This is a genomic window from Bacteroides sp. An19, assembly GCF_002160215.1.
Taxonomy (GTDB): Bacteria; Bacteroidota; Bacteroidia; order Bacteroidales; family Bacteroidaceae; genus Phocaeicola; species Phocaeicola intestinalis.
The window spans coordinates 1-20385 of the sequence record NZ_NFKD01000074.1; the positions used below are offsets into that span (position 1 = coordinate 1).

The 20385-nt window shown below is 44.9% G+C and carries 17 protein-coding genes and 1 pseudogene; 6 read left to right on the plus strand and 12 right to left on the minus strand.

The genetic code is table 11. From position 1 onward, the window contains the following. Positions 1–238: 238 nt before the first annotated feature. From B5F25_RS18375 to B5F25_RS21995, 6 genes and pseudogenes are all read right to left on the minus strand, one after another. A complete protein-coding gene (locus tag B5F25_RS18375) occupies positions 239–1342 on the minus strand; it encodes an aminoglycoside phosphotransferase family protein (protein ID WP_087251361.1) in 1104 nt (367 codons plus the stop codon). Positions 1343–1437: 95 nt separating this feature from the next. Continuing rightward, complete coding sequence (locus B5F25_RS18380; protein WP_087251336.1) at positions 1438–1836, minus strand: DUF4870 domain-containing protein; 399 nt, start codon at positions 1834–1836, stop codon at positions 1438–1440. Positions 1837–2060: 224 nt separating this feature from the next. Beyond that, positions 2061–2255 carry a hypothetical protein gene (locus B5F25_RS18385; RefSeq protein ID WP_087251337.1) on the minus strand — a complete coding sequence of 65 codons (195 nt, stop codon included), beginning with the start codon at positions 2253–2255 and terminating at the stop codon, positions 2061–2063. Positions 2256–2424: 169 nt separating this feature from the next. Beyond that, a pseudogene (locus B5F25_RS18390) lies at positions 2425–3042 on the minus strand (cysteine peptidase family C39 domain-containing protein); the annotation flags it as partial. Between the two features lie 4 nt (positions 3043–3046). Next, positions 3047–5317 carry an outer membrane beta-barrel family protein gene (locus B5F25_RS18395; protein WP_158100057.1) on the minus strand — a complete coding sequence of 757 codons (2271 nt, stop codon included), beginning with the start codon at positions 5315–5317 and terminating at the stop codon, positions 3047–3049. 285 nt (positions 5318–5602) lie between these two features. Next, complete coding sequence (locus tag B5F25_RS21995) at positions 5603–5752, minus strand: hypothetical protein (protein ID WP_158100058.1); 150 nt, start codon at positions 5750–5752, stop codon at positions 5603–5605. A 117-nt stretch (positions 5753–5869) separates the two neighbouring features. On the opposite strand from B5F25_RS21995, the gene B5F25_RS18400 reads away from it, so the two are divergent. Further along, positions 5870–6778 carry an IS982 family transposase gene (locus tag B5F25_RS18400; RefSeq protein WP_087251341.1) on the plus strand — a complete coding sequence of 303 codons (909 nt, stop codon included), beginning with the start codon at positions 5870–5872 and terminating at the stop codon, positions 6776–6778. A gap of 283 nt (positions 6779–7061) precedes the next feature. On the opposite strand, the gene B5F25_RS18405 is transcribed toward B5F25_RS18400, so the two are convergent. From B5F25_RS18405 to B5F25_RS18415, 3 genes are all read right to left on the minus strand, one after another. After that, positions 7062–7634: a hypothetical protein gene (locus B5F25_RS18405; RefSeq protein WP_087251344.1), complete on the minus strand. Its 573-nt coding sequence runs from the start codon at positions 7632–7634 to the stop codon at positions 7062–7064. Positions 7635–7748: 114 nt separating this feature from the next. After that, positions 7749–7985, minus strand: coding sequence for a hypothetical protein (locus B5F25_RS18410; RefSeq protein ID WP_140406980.1), 237 nt, complete (start codon positions 7983–7985; stop codon positions 7749–7751). Positions 7986–8278: 293 nt separating this feature from the next. Then, entirely contained in the window at positions 8279–9997 is a 1719-nt protein-coding gene (locus B5F25_RS18415; RefSeq protein WP_087251349.1) for a hypothetical protein, read from the minus strand. Positions 9998–10276: 279 nt separating this feature from the next. On the opposite strand from B5F25_RS18415, the gene B5F25_RS18420 reads away from it, so the two are divergent. The 3 genes from B5F25_RS18420 (at position 10277) to B5F25_RS18430 (ending at position 13199) form a co-directional block, all read left to right on the plus strand. Next, positions 10277–10564, plus strand: a complete 288-nt coding sequence (locus B5F25_RS18420) for a hypothetical protein (protein ID WP_087251352.1) — start codon at positions 10277–10279, stop codon at positions 10562–10564. Positions 10565–10662: 98 nt separating this feature from the next. Next, on the plus strand, positions 10663–11772 hold the full coding sequence (locus tag B5F25_RS18425) for an SGNH/GDSL hydrolase family protein (protein ID WP_087251354.1): 1110 nt from the start codon (positions 10663–10665) through the stop codon (positions 11770–11772). Positions 11773–11777: 5 nt separating this feature from the next. Continuing rightward, positions 11778–13199 (plus strand): sialate O-acetylesterase, encoded by a 1422-nt coding sequence (locus B5F25_RS18430; protein WP_087251356.1) that lies wholly within the window; start codon positions 11778–11780, stop codon positions 13197–13199. Positions 13200–13281: 82 nt separating this feature from the next. Here B5F25_RS18430 and B5F25_RS18435 read toward each other — a convergent pair whose 3' ends face one another. The 3 genes from B5F25_RS18435 to rsmA form a co-directional block, all read right to left on the minus strand. Next, positions 13282–15093 carry a DUF349 domain-containing protein gene (locus B5F25_RS18435; RefSeq protein ID WP_022041084.1) on the minus strand — a complete coding sequence of 604 codons (1812 nt, stop codon included), beginning with the start codon at positions 15091–15093 and terminating at the stop codon, positions 13282–13284. Positions 15094–15219: 126 nt separating this feature from the next. Then, complete coding sequence (gene mgtE / locus B5F25_RS18440) at positions 15220–16560, minus strand: magnesium transporter (RefSeq protein WP_022041083.1); 1341 nt, start codon at positions 16558–16560, stop codon at positions 15220–15222. Between the two features lie 114 nt (positions 16561–16674). After that, positions 16675–17490 (minus strand): 16S rRNA (adenine(1518)-N(6)/adenine(1519)-N(6))-dimethyltransferase RsmA, encoded by an 816-nt coding sequence (rsmA, locus tag B5F25_RS18445; RefSeq protein WP_087251358.1) that lies wholly within the window; start codon positions 17488–17490, stop codon positions 16675–16677. A gap of 98 nt (positions 17491–17588) precedes the next feature. Between rsmA and B5F25_RS18450 the strand changes: the two genes are divergently transcribed. Next, a complete protein-coding gene (locus tag B5F25_RS18450) occupies positions 17589–18590 on the plus strand; it encodes a lysylphosphatidylglycerol synthase transmembrane domain-containing protein (protein WP_087207780.1) in 1002 nt (333 codons plus the stop codon). A gap of 5 nt (positions 18591–18595) precedes the next feature. Beyond that, complete coding sequence (locus B5F25_RS18455; protein WP_087207744.1) at positions 18596–20053, plus strand: aminoacyl-histidine dipeptidase; 1458 nt, start codon at positions 18596–18598, stop codon at positions 20051–20053. The last annotated feature ends 332 nt before the right edge of the window (positions 20054–20385 follow it).

Consider the following 20385-nt stretch of genomic DNA (forward strand, 5'->3'; position numbering starts at 1 on the left):
AAGTTTTTCTTGGCTTGATGTATCCGTTTTCGTGTGTGCTTTGGGCGATTTTTTGGTCCTTTTCGCTCCTGTTCTTCGTCAGATAGCCCGCTATCTTCCTCATCACAGAAGCGAAAATGTCTCAAAAACTCATCCCAAATCATCGCACGATAAATTCAAAACAGCTTCTGAGAAATGCGGCTGAAATCAAATCGTAAGTCTGATAATAGTCTGTAAAAATAATCTGCGGAAATCCGTGTTAATCTGCGTTTTCTCTTAAAGGGTTTTTCATTTGCTGTGAGATGTATTGTTGCATATCGGGAACAGCCTTGCATGTTTCTTGGTACAGCTTGTATTGCGCCCGTGTGCGGACGTAATTGTGTTCAGGACAGGCAGTTTGGTAATACGTGTCCCCGTTGAGGTAATCGGTCAGGAACCGTACCGCCTGCATATAGGGGAAGAGGCGGACGGCATAGGGCAGCATTTCTATTTCGAGCGGTGTGAGGAATGCGCTTGCCGATTCAAGATATCCGCGGGTGAAAGTCCGGAAAATATTCATGTTGAAATGTATTTTCTCCGTGTCTGGTTCATCTTCGGCAGCCGTGCTGGCGGCAGTGCGCAGGAAGTCGCCGAAGTCGGAAAACACGAATGAGGGCATCACCGTGTCCAGGTCGATGATGCAGAGCACCTTGCCTTCCGCATCGAACAGCATATTGCTTACCTTCGTATCGCAATGGCAAATCCGTTTAGGCAATTTGCCGGCACGGTACAGCCGTTCGGCAGCACACATGTCATCGGCATCCCGTTCCAGTGCGTCTATCAAATCCTGCACTTTTCCCTTCCGTCCTGCCTGGTCCGTTCTTATGGCTTCTCTTAACTGCTGCATCCGGAATTCCATATTGTGGAAGTCGGGGATGGTTTCTTCCAGCTTCTCGGGCAGGTCGGCAAGCATCGCTTCGAACTCTCCGAATTTCAGCCCTACCAGATAGGCTGTATCCGGTGTCACCTTGGTTTGTGTGTACGAATCGCGGATATACACACAGGTTCGCCAGTAGTGCGTCCCGTCGAAGTGATAGGTCTTTCCTTCCGTGGTAGGCAGGAAATGCAATACTTTCCGTTCGATGTCCGGTTCTCCGCGTGCTATCAGTTTGGCTCGGATATGCCGGGTCACACATTCGATGTTGTGTTGCAGCAATTCCACATTGGTGAATACGTGGTGGTTGATTTGCTGAAGTATATAGTTGTCCGGACCATTTGTCTCGACAAGGTAAGTCCGGTTAATCAGTCCGGATTGTAAAGCCTGGATGCCCTTTATCTCTTTTATCTGAGGAAATCGGGAGGTAACATTTTGCAGTTCGGTCATGTTCATTGTCGCACGTTTTTTTGCAAAGATAGACATTCCCGTGGATTTGTAGCAGGCTCTAGTCAGAAATCTTTCAGTATCTGGTCATCAGCCGGTTATTTGAACAAATAGATTGTTTTCGGATAAAACTGTCTGCTTTTTCTAGTGATGTTCATATAAACCAGAATGAAGAAAGGATACAACACGCTTGCAGCGGTGTAGAAACATACGATGGGTGCCAGCCAGACATAATCGGGCTTATTCCCGCTTGCCATCATATTGATGAAGCTCGTCCAGGCAATGATGGCATAAACGAAAACGAGACATCCGCACAGGAATTGGAAATTCAATGCCCTGCATGCTTGTCCTGATATTTCTCTGTTCTTTCTGCCGCCTTTATACAGCCAGTAGAACCAGGGAAGTAAGATGTTGCCGAACGGGATAGGCAATAGGGCACCTATCAGTATGCACAGATGAAAGCAGAATAAAATGTTATGAATGTTATGATTTTCCATAATAGATAAGTTTTATTGGTGATTGATACCGCAAATATATAACAAATACGTAAATACACTGAAGGAAACCAAGTACATTTAGTACACAAGGAAGCATAATGTATGCATTTGTTACATGGGGTTTATTGGATGTAACATAGAGAAAAAGAATTGAAACATCATGCTTGGGTTATTCTATAAAAGCAAGTATTTCTGTTGATATTTCCTTTCCTTCCTGAAATGGCTTATAAGCAACCGAGTATATGCCGCAGGATGCTTTCTCCTTCCCCGTAGGGATAAGGTATGCAGCATACTGCCGCAATCAGAACGGACAGAATGACAATCAATACAGTGATGTTCCAGCGTACCAATGCCGGAGGGATGGTGCCGATGATGCGGCGTACTTTTTCCGAGCGGAGTTCAATGCGTTTGTCGGTCATGTTTTGAGTTTTTAAGTTTTTGAGTTTTTAAGTTTTTTAGGTGACTAGGGACTAGGGGACTAGTTGACTAGGTTTCAAATACTAAGGTTTCCGTTAACAAAGCTATTTGAAACCTAGTCCCTAGTCCCTAGTACCTAGTCAACTAGTACCTAGTCCCTAAAATCAACTTGATATCTTGGTGCTTGATGCCCAAGTCAACGATCGCTTGCGTAAGGAAAGGCAGGATGAGTTGCAGCAGGCTCCCTACCAGCAGTCCCAAGGCAATCTGCACGAAGCACCGGCGGTATTGCTTCAGGTAACCAAGAAGGAAGCGGAACGAGTGTATGCCTTCCGCCTCTTCCCCTTTCAGCTTGCCAAATTCCGGGGTAGGTTCCAGGAACATGGCGACTCCTTTTTCTTCCCCTTGCGAGGTAGTGCTTATCCAGTGCCGCCTGAACTCCTCCCGGTTGTATTTGATTTTCCCTTTGCCAGGGTCGGCGATATAGAAGGTTTTCCCTCTCCTTATTTTATATAATACCACGAAATGGTTCTGGTTCCAGTGGAGGATGCAGGGAAGCGATGAGGCATTCAACTGATTCACAGTAATACGTCCACAAACAGTACGTAACCCTAATTTCTTGGCAGCTTCACTGATACCCAATAAAGATACGCCTTCATTGGTTGCAAAACAATATTGATGCAATGTATCAGTGGAATATATCTTTTTATAATACCTACAAATCATTTGGAGGCATGCTACTCCACATTGCATGGCATCATGTTGTTTTATAAAGTGAAACCGAGCCATTACTCTATCTAATAACGTCCTTTATTTCCTTAAAGTTCTGCGAACCGCTTTCTATCGCATTTACATTCACCTGCTTGCCTCCTGAAAATCTCCATATAAGCGAAACGCCTACATACTGCACAGGCGTAGTAAAATCGTAGGTCACCTTATTGCCGTTGGCATAGCGGTCATATTTGCGGCGGTCGCCAAGAGCATTGAACATGAAAGTCAATTGCAGCTTATCTTTACACATCGTTTTATAAACCTGCCCGCCGATATTATAGATAGTATGGTAAGTACGGTCGTATGTCTTGAAAGTCGGCTCGCATATCAGGTTCAACATGCCGCCCCAGCCGTGATTGAAGGCAAAGGTGTTGTATATGGCATAATACTGGCGAAGTCTTGTTTTCCCATAGTAGACACCGTTTAATGTAATATCTTCCGGATGGATTTCCAGACGACCGGATGCTTTCATCCTCCACGGCTTGACCGGATTCAGATTCAGTTCCGCTCCTGTGCCATAGAAATCTGCCGATGGAAGATTCACCGGAATTGTATAAAACACATCAGATGCGCCCGGACTTTGTCTGGTTTCCCAATAAATGTTGTCCTTCGTATGCGAATACACCGCTGTCAGGTTCAGCAAATTGCGGAACAAAGAGGCACCGGCGATAAGCATATCCGCCGTAGGGGCTTTCAAGTCGGGATTGCCAACCGTATAATTGTACGGGTCACTCCAGCGGACTGTAGATGAAATCGCCGCATACGGGATGTCGTCAAGGGTACGCTTATAATTCAGCATCAACATATACTCACCTTTCTTATCCAACGGCATCATCAGCTGTACGGTCGGATTAATCCCCCATTGTGTATCCGATGACTCTATTCCATCATCCGACGTTTTATATTTGATTTCATTCAATTGCCAGTTCACGCCTATACTGTAATTGATTTTCCAGATTTGCCCCATGGCGGACACATACGCCAACGGAGTCAGCCCTTTTGTCGTTGTTGCGGTTTGGCTTGTCTGGAAACGGTCTGTTTGATTAGAAACACCGATAGCAGGATGATAATCAGAGACAATATAGTGCACGGACGCACCATATTTCCATACCAGCTTCTGGCTGCGAGGGTCGGTCACGTCAACCGAAAGTTTATACATATCCAGTGAAGATTCATCCTCCGACACATCTGATGTGTTGTCGCCATACGAATAGCCTGTACGGTTATCCGACTGGCGGTTAAAATAGTCGCCTGTTATATCCAGTGTTGTTCCTCTCCGGCTAAGTTTGGCAGTATGTTTTAAGGTCGCTTCCTGATCAAGGTAATTGTCTTTACTTTCGATAGCCGGGCGGATGGCGTTTTCCTGGCTGCCAATGGTAAGTGAAGATGCCTTAAGCCGGTTTGTCGCCACATAGTAGCTGGCGCCAAGAGAGTGGTTCCCGTTTATCTGTTGGGTAAGGCTTAAACGGTTGTTGATGTTGTGTCCCCGGTATTTTGTCTCTTCATCAATTTGCGTACGCAAATCGGTCGACTGGTTCCATACGGTTTGGTCAGCTGTTTCTTCCTGCTGATTGAAATTCAAGGAAAGGTTATCATAAACATTCAGATTCTTATAACGGTAACGGATTACACCGCCTACGTTCTCATTACTGAATCCGTAGTCGGGATAAAATGTGGCTCCTCCGCTCAGAGAGCCGTAATATCCTCCTTGTGGCGGCTGGCGGAGGGAAATATCAATCGTTCCTCCTGTCAAAGCCGCATTCTGATTGCTCCCTGCCAGATAGTTCACTTTCACCCGCTCAATCATATCCGCCGGGAGATTTTTCAGTTCATCCATATTGGCAAGTTTTATACCGTCCACATAAATCTCACTTACAGGAAGCCCGTTGATTTTATAACTGTTATCTTCTTTGGTTATCCCTGGAAGAAATGCCAAAGCATCGGCAGACTGCTTGCCTTTCACTATATCCGAAGAACGGAGATTAACGGTATAGCCATTCGCATTGTGGCGGATTCTTGAAGCGATGACATTCACTTCCTCCAGCATCAAGGCATCTTTCTTCATCATAATCGTTCCGAGGTTGCCCGCCTTGCAGGTTTTACGGACTGTGGTATAACCGATATAGGATACCAATAATGCATATTCCCTATCTGGCTGAACCGGTAAACGGAACACCCCTTCCGTATCCGAGGTGACTCCACAGACATACGATGAATCTTGTACATGCTGAAGGACAACGCTCACATAAGGCAACGGATTCCTATTTTCGTCTACTACCTTCCCTGAAATCATATCTTGTGCCATCATCCGGCACATCGAACAAACACATAATAAAATTAGTAATAAATACCGCTTCATGCAACAAATTATTTTCAGATGCTTTTATCTGCAAATTTAATCTTTTTCTTGATTTTACACGTCCTTTTGTTAGAGAAAAACGACTATATACTTCTGTTTTGTCAAAATGATTATGTTGCTGCTTGATGCTTCAATGCAATCACGTCGTAAAAATATTTACGGATATTGATTGTAGCATTTTCATAAACACGAGGGATTGGGCAAGAACCGTTCACCGATTCACTTCGTTGTTGAAAGCATATCGTACAAACAGGCAGCATCCGACAACTCAAGCATTGTTTCTACTTTGGCAGATTCAATTGAAAAGCCGCCACGCAGTTTGCCTGCTTCATCCTTTGATAATTTTGGGATTTTAGTTTCTTTATCCATAATATGATAACGTGAGTTCGATATAAGGAATAAAATTATTCATTTGAAAATTAGGAACATAGCGGTAAAATCATTAAATTTAAAGTATCAAGTTATAACATTTAAACGATTACCACTATGTTCTCAGCGGCTAAAGTTACGGAGATTTATTGTATGGCGGATGATTTTTGCAAGGAATTTGCCAAAGTTCAGGAAAAATATATGGTTGAAGACAAGAATCACAGGCATCGGAACAAGCCGAACCGGATGAACGATGCGGGAATCATGGTCATCCTGATTCTGTTCCACTCAGGAGGTTTCCGGTGTTTCAAGCATTATTACAAGGAATATATCTGCAAACATCTGATACACCTCTTCCCCCAATGTGTGTCCTATAACCGTTTTGTGGAACTGGAGAAAGAAGTCCTGTTGCTGCTTACCGTCTTCATCAAGGAGGTCCTGCTGGGTACCTGTACTGGCATCAGTTTTGTGGATTCCGCTCCGCTGCGTGTATGCCGGAACCAGCGCATATTGATTCACAAGACATTTGAGGGTCTTGCGGAGCGTGGGAAATGTTCCATGGGATGGTTTTTCGGCTTCAAACTGCATTTGATTATCAACGACAAAGGGGAAATCCTCAATTTCATGTTCACGCCGGGAAATGTGGATGACCGTGAGCCGTTGAAACAGGAAAAGTTCCTGAAAAACATAAAGGGCAAACTGTGTGCGGACAAAGGATACATCGGGCAGGCTTTGTTCGAGAACCTTTTCCTTAACGGAATACAGCTGATAACCAAAGTGAAGAACAATATGAAGAATTCTCTGATGAGTAGTGTAGCGGACAAAATCCTGTTGAGAAAGCGGGCTTTAATAGAAACGGTCAATGATGAGTTGAAAAATATTGCACAGATTGAACACTCCAGACACCGCTCCTTCAACAACTTCATTGCCAATTCACTTTCTGCTATTGCAGCATACTGCTTTTTTGAAAAGAAGCCCGCCATTGACCTGTATTTTGTCAAAGACGGGCAGCTTACGATGTTTTGAATTATATCGAACTCACGTTATGATAATTCACAAAATGTACCTACTCTATAAGCTTTTCGGTTTCCGCTCCTTTTTACCAGTCTGGTCTGGAATATAATAAGTTGACTGTATTATTCTTTGTGTTTACTTCTTCCTATCAGATACCACGCTATAGTAGGAATACTAAAGACATATATAGTAAATAAGTCTTTCATCTTTTCCGTCAGTAAATGGCAATGGAATAGGACAAATAATGAGATTCCATATAGCACCAATATGCTCCAGCCTATCATTTTGCTTTTACTCATTCGATTACATCCCAACGATTGTTATCATCTAAACATATGATGGCTAAAGCCCCAGCCATAGCAATGCTGCTAGTAAACATTCCTGTAAAAGATACTTCAGGTGTTGAGACCAAACGAGTGACACATCCCCACCAAGAAAGATGAGTGTATGTTACACGAGTTTGAGGAGTTTCTTCTTGAAATGAATAAAGAATATATCCATCTTTATTTTCTCGGGTAATATGCAGGACATTTGTATAACCATTCATTTGTCCGACAATCTTATTGCCTTGGGACACCATTATTAATTCAGGAATATTATCGTCATTAAAATCTGCACCATATTTATCTGTGTCATAGCATAAAAGATTGTAACCGTAGGAAAATCCCGAAATAGAATCTCGGAAACTGATTTTAAAAGACTTAACATCGTTACTTCGACTCGCATCGTTTTCATCAACTGTCATTTCCGATATAAATGCTTGGGCTTCTGGAAATCCTTGATTATAATTTTCATTTGCACTATCCTCTACAGAACAAGCATTTAACATAATTACTACTATACATAAAAATACTAATTTAATTTTCATATTTCATTTAGTTTTTTGAGTGTATTTGTTTGCTTACTCTATAAGCTTTTCGGTTTCCGCTCCTTTTTACCAGTTTGGTCTGGAATATAATAAGTCGACTTTATTATGTTCTTTTTATAAATCAATGTATCCCCAATAAGCTACGCTTTCAGAGACGAATCGGATAAGGTAACGTCCTTTCAGCGTAGAAGGCAACAGGCAAGATGTACCTCCGGCACGGATAACCTGGTTGTAAACGGTTTCATTCGTTTCAGTATCTACCAATTCTAACGTACAAGCACTGCTGAAAGCATCAAACGTTACAAGGTAATCCTTTAAATATACATCAGGAACTTTAGCAGGAGACCTCATGATATGACCTTTAGCTGAATGAGGTTTCGTAAAACTTGCATAAATTTCTATCGGCATCCCACCTGATGTGCTACCAGCGTTTATGCTTTGTGAAGAAAGCAGTAGCATTAATAACAAAAAGAAAGAAAATCTATTCATATTCTTTACGTTTTTAAAATTACACCGCAAACATAAGAATAAAACAGAAACCTGTCAAAGAAAATGAGTACACTTAGTACACAACCGATGATAGGAAAGTTTAAACAATTGAATATAAGATGATTGAATAAAAGTACATTTAGTACTCTTCTGCACTATAGCTTATGAAGATTGGCATCGAAAGTCCGGCTTCCGCTTTCGCCGAACAATTTTTGATTCAGACGTGTGCGGATATTGGTGACACGTTGCTTACTGAGATTAAGCAAAACGGTAAGTTCGGAAGGAATAAAGTTCAGCTTTACCAACAGGCAGACTTTCCACTCTTGGTCAGTCAGTTGAGCTTCGTTAGCACTCAGCTTGGCATAAAACTCCGGCAAGGATTTTTCCACCACGCCTTGCAAGTCATTCCATTCGGCATCCGAAGGTACTGCCAGCTTGTAAGCATGTTGGTGCATACGCTTGACAATGTCATGTTGCAAGAGGCTTTGCTCCAATTCCCATTGACCGGCATGGGTATGTTCCTGGTAAACGGCAAGCATCTGCTGGAGCTTTTCGATTTCCTGTTCTTTCTGTTGCTGGAATTGTTGTTTGTTGGAACGGATACTTTGCAATTCTTCCGTAGCCTGATGGTATTGCATCATCAGGTCGGTGTACTTCCGGTTTGCAAGCATACGGGTCGTTTTTTGTTTCCGCTCATACAAATAAATTCCAGTTCCTCCAAACGACAACATCACAAAGCAGGCACAAAGCCCCAGCCATAGCCTTTGGTTTTCCTCCGATTTCTCTACCGCTATCCGCTGGCTTTCGGAATAATCGTACAAGGCTTGCGTACGGCTGATTTCATGGGCTGAGTTGCGAAGATTTGCCGTATCGTTGGCATTGGCAAACAGATGAGCATATTTAGCCACCGAATCGACCTCATGCATCCGGGTATAGACCGACATCAAACCCTTATACCCGCTTTCCGCATTCATTATATCAGCCGGATAATTCAGCAGTTTCCGATAATAGAAAACAGCCGAATCCAATCGTGCCATCTTCTCGTAATATTCTCCTATGTAATAATAGAAGATTTCATATCCCGAAGAGACATTTCCGTCGCTCTCAAAAAAGCCCGAGTTGTTCCGGTATTCGTCCAATGCCTGTTTGGCTTTATCAAGGCTGTCATACCTCAAGTAATAGTCTGCCATAACGATTTGAGTGGCGGCAGCCCAATCCTTCCTGCCATATTTCGAATAATTACGGTAAGCTTGTTGAGTAAAATACACGACCGAATCTTCTTTGCTTAAAAGGAAATAAGCGCCACTTATATAATCTTGACACTGGATATACATCAGCGTATCTTTTGCCAACAGGGCATAACGCATGGCTTGTTTCCATTGCTCCAATTCCATCTGCGGATAACGTTGCCTGTCGAATAACAGTGCCATTTGCGCATAGATGCGGCTTACCTGCGCATAGTCGCAATCGGTTTCCGTTGTATCCGCTTCACCAATGGCATCGCGATAGTATTGCAGGGCAAGTGGGCTATTTCCCCGGTCACGCCAGACGCTTCCCATCAGGTAGCAGGCACGCATCCGCTCGTCCCGATTGCCATGCGAGAGGAAATAGTCGAGCACTTCATTCATATACGTAATGCTATCCAACGGAAGGTAAGCCTTGTTCATCGCCTCGGCTCGAAGCAGCAGGTAGCGCATGCGGTTGCGGCGCGAATAGGTAGCCGCTTCTTTCTTTGCCTGTTCCAATACAAGCAAAGCCGAATCGGGAGATGCCTGCATCAGCCTCTCGGCTTCCGCCAGCACCTCCTTGCCTTTGGGATTCACGCAGGCGGTGATTCCTATCAGCCATATCGCCCAATAAAGCAATTTCTTCATGCCGCTTTGTTTCCTTACGGGAGGCAAAGGTACGCATTTCGATGGACAATCGAAAGGGTTCTATGCTTCGCACGGTCATAAACTTGTCATTTTTTGATTAATTCCGCAAAATGCCAATGGTATGAAAAGGTTCCTGAAATAACTTCTTATTGGTGAAATGCGTACATTCATATTTGATTATACCATGCACGGCATAGGTTTGTGCATTTTTCCCGGAACAATTGTTTCCGCATTTGGATTACATTATCGTTTCAAGCGGCTTCCTTTTATGGTTTTCATATGAAAACCGTACGGTTTCCATATCAAGAACGTACGGTTTCCATATCGAGAACGTACGGTTTCCATATCGAGAACGTAAAAGTATGCCGCCTGAAACAAAGATATAGGCTACATGCAAAGCCAAATGTTCCTTACCGATATGCCATCAAATGCAAGGATGATGTGCGCACCGTCTCTATGGAAATGGCATGGTACGAGGAGCAGGCAAATCCTGCCCCTACATGGCAATTGGGTAAAATGCGGATATTCGTTTATTTTAATCTGTGTGGTGAGAAAATGCACAAATGAAGGACCGGAAGCTTTTTGATACGATTTGAGCAGATTTGGATAAGATTCTATTAGCGTGTGTGGATAATCTTCGCTATCTTTGCAAAAATACATGAAAGATGAAAACACACAGACGAATGATTTATGCTTTAGGCTGGATGATTCCGGCTTTCTTTTCCGGCTTGTCCGCTTTTGCCGGTATACCCAAGGAGGATGAGGCTTTTGTGTCTGCCGATGACGCACGCATTGTCTATATGGGACGTGTCAGCCACCGCATTCCGCAGGCGGTCACGTTCACTTATCCGGGTGTAAGCATCTATGCTGATTTCGAGGGCACTTCGTTGCAGATGAAGGCAAAGCCGGGCAGCGGAGACTTTATGGTGGAGATAGACGACGGGTTGCCTTACCGCATCGGTTTTACGAAGAACGATTCTATTGTGACCCTTGTCGAGGGTTTGCCCGAAGGGACGCACCGGGCACGCATCATGTATGTTTTGGAAGGGTACGAGCTGAAGCCGGTCTTCAAGGGCTTTTACCTGGACAAGGGATGTACGCTGGCTGAGGCTCCCGCCTTGCCTGAACGGCGCATTGAGTTTATCGGCAATTCCATTACGTGCGGCTATGGCGTAGAGTCGGACGACCGGAACGACCCTTTCACCTACGAGACGGAAAACCATTTCTATACGTATGCGGCACGCACGGCGCGTGCATTGAATGCACAGCACTTGGTAGTGGCACGTTCGGGCATCGGCATTTACCGTAATTTCGGAGCACCTGCGTCGGGAAGCAAGGATTGCCTGCCGGCGATGTACGAACAGGTGATGTTTACCGACCCGACAGAGTTATGGAACCATAGCCTGTACACGCCCGATGTGGTCTGCATCAATTTGGGAACCAATGATGCCGGTGACGGGAAGTATGATTTCGCATTGCTGACCGATGGATACCGGAAATTCGTGGCTCATCTGCGAGATATCTATCCGGATGCGAAACTCGTACTGCTGAGTGGCTCGATGCTGAGCGGAAAACCGTTAGTAGATGTGAAGCGGGCGATGGACAAGGTTGTGGCAGAGCGCAAAGAGGTTGGAGACACAGAGGTGTACCGTTTCGACATGTCGCCGCAGACCGGTTCGTTGGGATATGGAGCCAACTGGCATCCGTCGATGCGCCAGCAACAGAAAATGGCGAACGAGCTTACGGCTTACCTGAAGGAACTAATGAATTGGTAATAAATATGAGAAAAAGTATTGTAATGGCTTGTCTGCTGGCAGCTATGCAGACAAGCACGTGGGCAAAAGTTACGTTGCCCGACATAATGAGTGACAACATGGTGCTTCAGCAACAGACTGAAGTGAAGTTATGGGGAAAGGCGAATCCGAATACGGAGGTAAGCGTGCGGGTATCGTGGAGTGACCGGGTATATAAGGTAAAGAGCGATGCAGCCGGCAAATGGCTTGCCAAGGTGCAGACGCCTGCCGCTACGTATGAGGCGCAGATCATTACTTTTTCGGATGGCGAAGAAACGAAGCTGGACAATGTGCTGATAGGTGAGGTGTGGTTCTGTTCGGGGCAATCGAATATGGAGATGCCGCTGAACGGCTTCTGGAACTGCCCTATAGAAGGTGCGAACGAGACTATTGCCACTGCGGCACAATGGAAGGGCATACGGGTGGCAACCGTTGAAAAGAACGGACAACTGGAACCTGTAGAGACCTGTCCGGGCAAATGGAAGGTGAGCAACCCGGAGAATGCGCCTTTTTTCAGTGCTACGGCATTCCACTTTGCAATGATGATGAACAGGGTACTTGACGTACCTGTCGGTATCATCAATTGCAGTTGGGGAGGCTCGACGGTGGAGGGGTGGCTTCCGGCAAGTATCGTGAAGAATTATTCCGACATCGACCTGAAGCGGGACATCCGCAAGGAGGAGCCGCACGACTGGTGGCATTATATGAGCCCGACTATTATGTACAACGGGATGTTGAAGCCCTTGCAGAACTATACCATCAAGGGATTCTTATGGTACCAGGGCGAATCGAACGTAGGTCATCCCGACTATGCCGAACGCCTGAAGACAATGGTGGACTTGTGGCGTAACGAATGGGGACTGGGCGAATTGCCGTTCTATTTCGTGGAGATTGCTCCGTTCGGATCCTACGAAGGTACGGGCAGTGCTTTCCTGCGCGAACAGCAGTTTAAGGCGCAATCCATTATCCCGAACAGTGCATTGATTTCGACCAATGACCTGGTGGAACCTTATGAGGCAAAGAATATCCATCCGAAAAACAAGATCGATGTGGGAAAACGTCTTGCCTATATGGCTTTGGCAAAGACGTATGGTGTAAAAGGTATTGTGTCGGCAGGTCCTTCGTATAAGTCGATGGAGGTGAAGGACGGCAGTGTGATTCTTTCGTTCAATGATGCGCCCGACGGGTTCAGCCGGCTGAGTGATATGGAAGGTTTTGAAGTGGCAGGCAGCGACAAGGTGTTTTATCCTGCCAAGGCGGAAGTATACAACAACCTTCAGATAAAAGTAACTTGCGACAAGGTGGCTAATCCGGTAGCCGTACGTTATTGTTTCCGTGATTTCCAACCGGGAAATGTGGCAGGTACCCGTGAATTGCCTTTGTTCCCGTTCCGTACGGATAACTGGTGATAACAATAATTCACCACAGATTACACGGATTGATAAAATAATTTTTTTTAATCTGTGTAATCTGTGGTGAACTACAAATATATTACGCTTCTTTCAGCTTTTCGTCAATGGCTTCGATTTTCTTCAGCACCAGTTCCATGTCTCCTTTGAGGCGTTCAATCTTTCGGGTTACCTCGGCTACCAGTGTATTGCCCTTCTTTGATGCAGAAGAGAGGAAGCCCAGGTTGTTCTCGTAGGTTTGAATGTCGCTTTTCAATCCTTCGTAGGTACGTACCAGCTTTTCACGGTCGCGGTAGAGGTTATCCCCTTTGCCTAATCCCGACTTGAAGTCGCTCAGTTTCCGTTCGGATGCCGAGATGTTCAGCTTGTCAAACAATTTATCAGCCAGCTTGTGGAATTCGTTGTACAGGCGGTCTTTTTCCTTGAAAGGTACATGACCGATGGAGTTCCATTCTTTCACCAGGCTGCGTGTCTGTTCAGCCGTATTGTCATCGGTAGTACCCGAAGCATCAAGAGCAGCCAGCTGCTTGATGATTTCTTCTTTCTTTGCCATGTTTTCTATCTCTACCGAGCGTTGCGAAGAAGTTGCTTTGTTCTTCTGTGCAAAGAAGTAGTCGCAGGCACCGATGAAGCGTTTCCATACTGCATCCGAATGTTTTTTTGCCACCGGACCGATGGTTTTCCATTCCTTTTGCAATTGAGTGAGGATTTCGGCGGTCTGTTTCCAGTCGGTACTGTCTTTCAAGGCTTCCGCCTTTTCGCACAGTGCTTTTTTCTTTTCCAGATTTTCTGCCATGTTTTCCTTAATCTGTTTGAAGAAGGCGGCTTTCCGTTTGAAGAACTCATCGCATGCAGCGCGGAAACGTTCGAATATTTTGACGTTCATTTTCTGCGGTGCATAGCCGATGGTTTTCCATTTTGCCTGCAAGGCAAGAATCTCTTGTGTTTTGTTCTCCCAGTCGGCAAAAGTCTTCAGCTTGTCGTATTCCATCGCTTCAGCGATTTCGCAGATGACCGTCTTCTGGTCGAGGTTGTTCTGCTCCTTTTCTTTCAGCATTTCGAAGTGTTGCTGATGACGGCGGTTTACGGCAGTAGAAGCAGCTTTGAAGCGTGCCCAGATGCTTTCGCGCAAGTCTTTTGCCACGGGACCGATGTTGCGGAACTCCTGATGCAACTTCTGAAGCTGATGGAAAGCAGATACTACATCGGGCTCTTCTGCCAGTTTCTCAGCAGCTTCGCACAAGTGGGTTTTCTGTTCCAGGTTTTTCTTGAAGTCGTATTCACGGAATTCGTTATTCAGCTTCACCATGTCGTAGAACTTTTCGGTATAGAGTTGGTATGATTTCCATAGTTCGTTCACCTTGCCGACGGGTACTTGCTTGATGTCATTCCATTCCTGCTGAAGCTGCTTGAACTCGTTGTATATCTTGCTAGTGTCTTCTGTTGTTTCAATCAGTGCTTTCATCTTATCGAGGATGGCAAGCTTTTTCTGCAAGTTTTCTTCTTTTTCCTGTTCCAGTTCGGCTGCCATAACACTTCGCTTTTCTTTGATGGAGCTCATGATTTCCTTGAACCTTGTTTCCCACGGGTCGGGGGCAGGGACAAAGTCATCCGCATTACCGCCTTCATCAATAAAGGCTTTACGCGCTGCGTCTTGTTCAGCTTTGTGCAGTTTGTAAAAAGTTTGTTTTAAAAAATCGATTTCTTGTTTGTCTGCATTGCAGGCGTCTTTGTTGATTTCTGTCAGACGTTCTACCACTTCTTCCTGTGTTTGCTTAGGTGCATACACCGGTTTGTCGGTTGATTCAACAGATTCAACAGTGGGAACCGAAGTTTCAGGTACGTTGTTTTCCTGAACTTCAGTTAGTGGGCGGTTTGTTTCGTTTACTTCCATCGTATGTAGATTTTAGAGAATATCTGGTTTTAATTCTTCACCAATTACAAATTAAAAGAATAAAATCTGATTTTCATATTTTTTTGATAATTATTTTTAAGTGTACCCTCACTTTTTTCTTTTTTCTTATGCCAGAAGCACGGTGATACCCATATACATCAGCATTCCGATGATGTCGTTGGTAATGGAAATAAACGGTCCGGTAGCAATGGCAGGGTCGATTTTCAGCTTTTCCAGAGTCATGGGAACCAGAGTGCCGAAGATGGAAGCAAACATCACAACGGCAAACAGGCTGATGGATACCGAATAGCTGACTGTGGCACTGGCACCGAAACGGATGAAGTTGTAGATATATACCAGCATGGAGATGATGGTGGCGTTGATGAGTGCCACTACCGATTCTTTAAGTACTTGCTTGAAGGTATTGCCTGCATCTAAAGAGCTGTTTGCCAGTCCTTGCACGACCAGTGCGGACGATTGGGTACCGACATTTCCGCCTGTACCACCTATCAATGGAATGTAGAGTGCCATTTCGGGATGGGCGGCAAAGGTCGTGTCGAAGTTGCCGAGAATCATTGAGTTTCCGATTCCTCCCAACATTCCAATCAGCAGCCAGGGCAGGCGTGCTGTGGTTTGGCGAAATACATTGTCGTGTGACTCGACATCTTGTGACAGACCGGAAGCCAACTGGTAGTCACGTTCGGCTTGTTCGCGTACCTCGTCCATTACGTCATCGACCGTGATGCGTCCTACCAGTCTGCCGATGCTGTCGACTACCGGAAGAGCCACCAGGTCGTATTTTTCAATGACTTGTACCACTTCTTCCAAGGGGGTGTCTACATGTACCGAAATGGGATCTTTTTTCATCACATGTTTTACTTTCGACACCGAAGGGCTGGTAATCATTTTCTTCAGCGGGAATACACCGCGCAGGCGCTCATCGTCATCTACTACATATACATAATAGATTTCGTCCATGTCTTCTGCCTGAATGCGCATTTCGCGCAGGCATTCGGGCATACTCAGGTTTTCGTTTACGATGACCATTTCGGTACCCATCAGACCACCGGCAGTATCTTCATCGTATTTCAGCAAATCGACAATGTCGCCTGCCTGTTCGATGTCTTCGATATGCGAAAGGACTTCTTCCTGTTTGTCTTCGTCCATATCACGGATGATGTCTACTGCATCATCCGAGTCCATATAGTCGACAAACCTTTTGGCAATGGTTTCTGAAGGCAGGATTTCGAGGAAACGTTTACGGGCGTCCTCGTCCATTTCAATCAATACGTCGGCTGCCTTTTCATTGTCTAATAACAAGTATATGGAACGTGCCTCTTCTGCATCCAGTTCGTCACACAATTCGGCAATATCGGCAGGGTGCAAATCGTTCAGGAGCTCTTTCAGCTTGTCTGATTCTTTGTTTTCAATCAGTTCGGATACTTTTTTTATTTCTTCGTTTTCCATACCTTATATATATTAGAGGTGGTTCTTAAGTTTTTGAGTTCTTAAGTTTTTGAGTTCTTAAGTTTTTGGGGTTACCACAGATTCTTTCAATTGCCAATTATTAATTGTTAATTGTTAATTATTAATTGTTGATTGTTGATTGTCAATTGAAACCAGTGCTTCTTCCACCCGGTTGGTCAGACTGATAAAATCTTGTACCGAAAGTTGTTCGGGACGTTTGTTGAATATTGTATCGGCACTGAGCGGATGACTTTTGTCTAAAATGGTAGAGATGGAATTGCGCAATGTCTTTCTCCGCTGATTGAATGTCGTCTTAACGATTTGTTTGAACAGCTTTTCATTGCATCCCAGGTGTGTCGTGTCATTGCGTGTCATGCGTATGACGGCACTTTTCACTTTGGGGGGCGGATTGAACACATGTTCGTGGACCGTGAACAGGTATTCTACCTTGTACCATGCCTGAATCAGGACACTCAAGATGCCATATGTCTTGTTGCCTGGTGATGCAGCGATGCGTTCTGCCACTTCTTTTTGTATCATTCCGGTGCAGCAGGGGATGAGGTCTTTGTTGTCCAGCATCTTAAAGAATATCTGGCTGGATATGTTGTAAGGGTAATTGCCCGTCAGGACAAAGGGGTTCCCGTCGAACAGTTTAGACAAGTCCATCTGTAAAAAATCCTGTTCGATGATATTGTCGCCCAACTCTGCGAAGTTGTTGTGTAAATAGGCGACCGATTCGAAATCAAGTTCTACTACTTTCAGCGGTCTGCCTTTCCTGACAAGGAACTGGGTTAATACGCCCATGCCGGGTCCTACCTCCAGGATTGGCAATTCTGGACAGGTGTCCACCGTGTCGGCAATATCGCTGGCAATCTGTAAATCTTTTAAAAAATGCTGCCCTAAAAATTTTTTTGGCCTGACTGACTTCATTCTGTATGTATTTTCTTTATAAATAACGATTTTATTCGAGCAAGATATTATCTTTGCATATTGCAAAGTTAAGCATTAATCTTAAATACATGAGTAAAATTGAACAGAGTGGTATAAAAAAACTTATAAATAAGGTCTTGCAAATTGTTTTGCCTTTGGTTCTGGGTGCGGCTATCTTGGTATGGACGTATCATGGGTTCGACTTCCGGAAGGTGTCTTATGTGTTGGGGCATGGTATGAATTATGGTTGGATGTTGTTTTCGCTGGTGTTTGGAGTGCTGTCGCATGTGTTTCGCGGATGGAGATGGAACTTGGCTTTGGCACCTTTGGGCGAATATCCGAAAGCATCAAACAGTGTGTATGCCATATTCGTATCGTATGCTGCCAATCTGGTGATTCCCCGTGTGGGAGAAGTGTCCCGTTGTGGTATCTTGTCGAAATTCGACCAGGTGTCTTTCTCTAAATCTTTGGGTACAGTCGTATCCGAACGTCTTATCGACTCGGTGTGTGTGGTGTTGATAACGGTGGTGACTTTGATTTTACAGTCAGGTATCTTTGCCCGTTTTTTCCGGATAACTGGGACCGACGGGGCTTTTTTTCTCCATCTGTTTACTTCGACCAACTTTTATATTACCTTGCTCTGCATAGCGGCTGCTCTTGTGTTGGCATATTGGCTGGTGCGTAACTTGGCTGTGTTTGCCCGGATGAAAGGATTGATACAGAATGTATGGGTGGGATGTCTTTCTATCCGCAACGTACATCGTCCGTGGCTTTATATTCTGTATACAGTTGCCATTTGGGCATGTTATTTCCTGCATTTTTACTTGACTTTTTATTGTTTCGGCTTTTCGGCACATTTGGGTTGGATGGCAGGACTGGTATTGTTTGTAGTGGGGAGTATTGCCGTGATTGTCCCTACGCCCAACGGTGCCGGTCCGTGGCATTTTGCTGTGATAACAATGATGATGATGTATGGCGTCAGTAAGGAAGATGCCGGAATATTTGCTTTGCTGGTACACGGAATTCAAACCTTTTTATTAATTTTGTTAGGTATTTACGGATTGGTGGCTTTGCCGCTTACAAATAAACATAAAACTTAAAATCTATGAGTGACATTCTTTCGCTTGCTCCACAGAATGTGTGGAAGCACTTCTATTCGTTGACACAAGTTCCTCGTCCGTCAGGACATTTGGAGAAAATTCAGGCATTCTTGTTGGAATTTGGCAAGAGTGTGGGTGTGGAATCTTTTCAGGATGAGGCTGGAAATATCATATATCGCAAGCCTGCCACTCCAGGTATGGAAAACCGGAAGACCGTAATTTTGCAGGCACACATGGATATGGTTCCTCAAAAGAACAAGGACACCGAACACGATTTCGAGAAAGACCCGATTCAGGCATACGTGGAAGACGGTTGGGTGCGTGCCAAAGGTACGACGCTGGGTGCTGATGACGGTATGGGGGTGGCTGCTATCATGGCGGTTATGGAAGACAAAACCTTGAAGCACGGTCCGCTGGTTGCCTTGATTACGGCAGATGAAGAAACGGGCATGTATGGTGCTTTCGGCTTGAAGCCGGGAACTATTGAAGGGGATATCTTGCTGAATCTGGACTCGGAAGAAGAAGGTGAATTGTATATCGGATGCGCCGGAGGGGAGGACCTGACCGCAACCTTGGAATATAAGGAAGAAAAGACCGATCCTGCAGATGTGGCTCTGAAAGTGACATTGAAAGGATTGCGCGGAGGACATTCGGGCATTCAGATAGGTTGGGGACATGCCAATGCCAATAAACTGATGGCTCGTTTCCTGAATCAGGTCATAGCCTATGATGAGGCTTGCCTTGTGTCGTGGGAAGGTGGAAATATGCGTAATGCCATTCCGCGTGAGTGTGAGGTGGTGATTACGGTGCCTGAAGAGGAGGTAGATGATGTGATGGCATATGTGGGCGAGTGTGAACAGGTGTGGCGTGATGAATATGCCACCATCGAGGATGGCTTGTCGTTTAAGGCAGAGCGTGTGGATTTGCCCGAATACATGGTTCCCGAAGAAATCCGCGATAATCTGGTTGATGCTATTTATGCTTGCCCTAACGGTGTGGAACGATATATCCCGACCATTCCCGATACGGTAGAGACTTCATCCAATCTGGCTATCGTAGACGTTAAAGGCGGGAAGGCTTCTGTCAAGATATTGACCCGCAGTGCACGTGAGTCGATGAAAGATTACCGCAATACGGCACTCGAAAGCTGCTTCTCGATGGCAGGTATGCGGGTGGAACGTTCTGGCGGCTATTCGGGTTGGGAGCCGAATGTCAATTCACCCATTCTTCACGCGATGAAAGAGGCTTATCAGGCTCAGTTTGGTACAGCTCCCGAAGTGAAGGTCATCCATGCAGGGCTGGAATGTGGCATTATAGGTGCGGTGATCCCAGGTTTGGACATGATTTCTTTCGGTCCCACACTGGTAGGTCCGCATACGCCCGATGAGAAGTGTGAAATTGCATCCGTATCTAAATTCTACGACTTCCTGACGGCTACGCTTGCCAATACACCGGAGAAGTGACGTGTACGATAAGCATAGAAAAAGAGGTGTGCCGTAATTGGCACATCTCTTTTTAATACTTCCTGCGGCATTAAATTGTGTATTTTGTATATGTCACATGATAAAGACGATGTGCACATCATCTCTACGGAAATGGTGCAAAAGGTTCAGAAAAATGCACAAATCCATATCGTGGTATGGTATAATATGAGAAAAGAATTCTGTATGCTTTTTTAATAGAGTTTATGTAAATTAGTTATGATAGTTCCAAGGGTTGATTTTAATTCTGAGATTATGCAGTGCCATACATGTGGAAAAGATGTTTTCTACAAAGTTGTTCGCCCTGAGCCTGC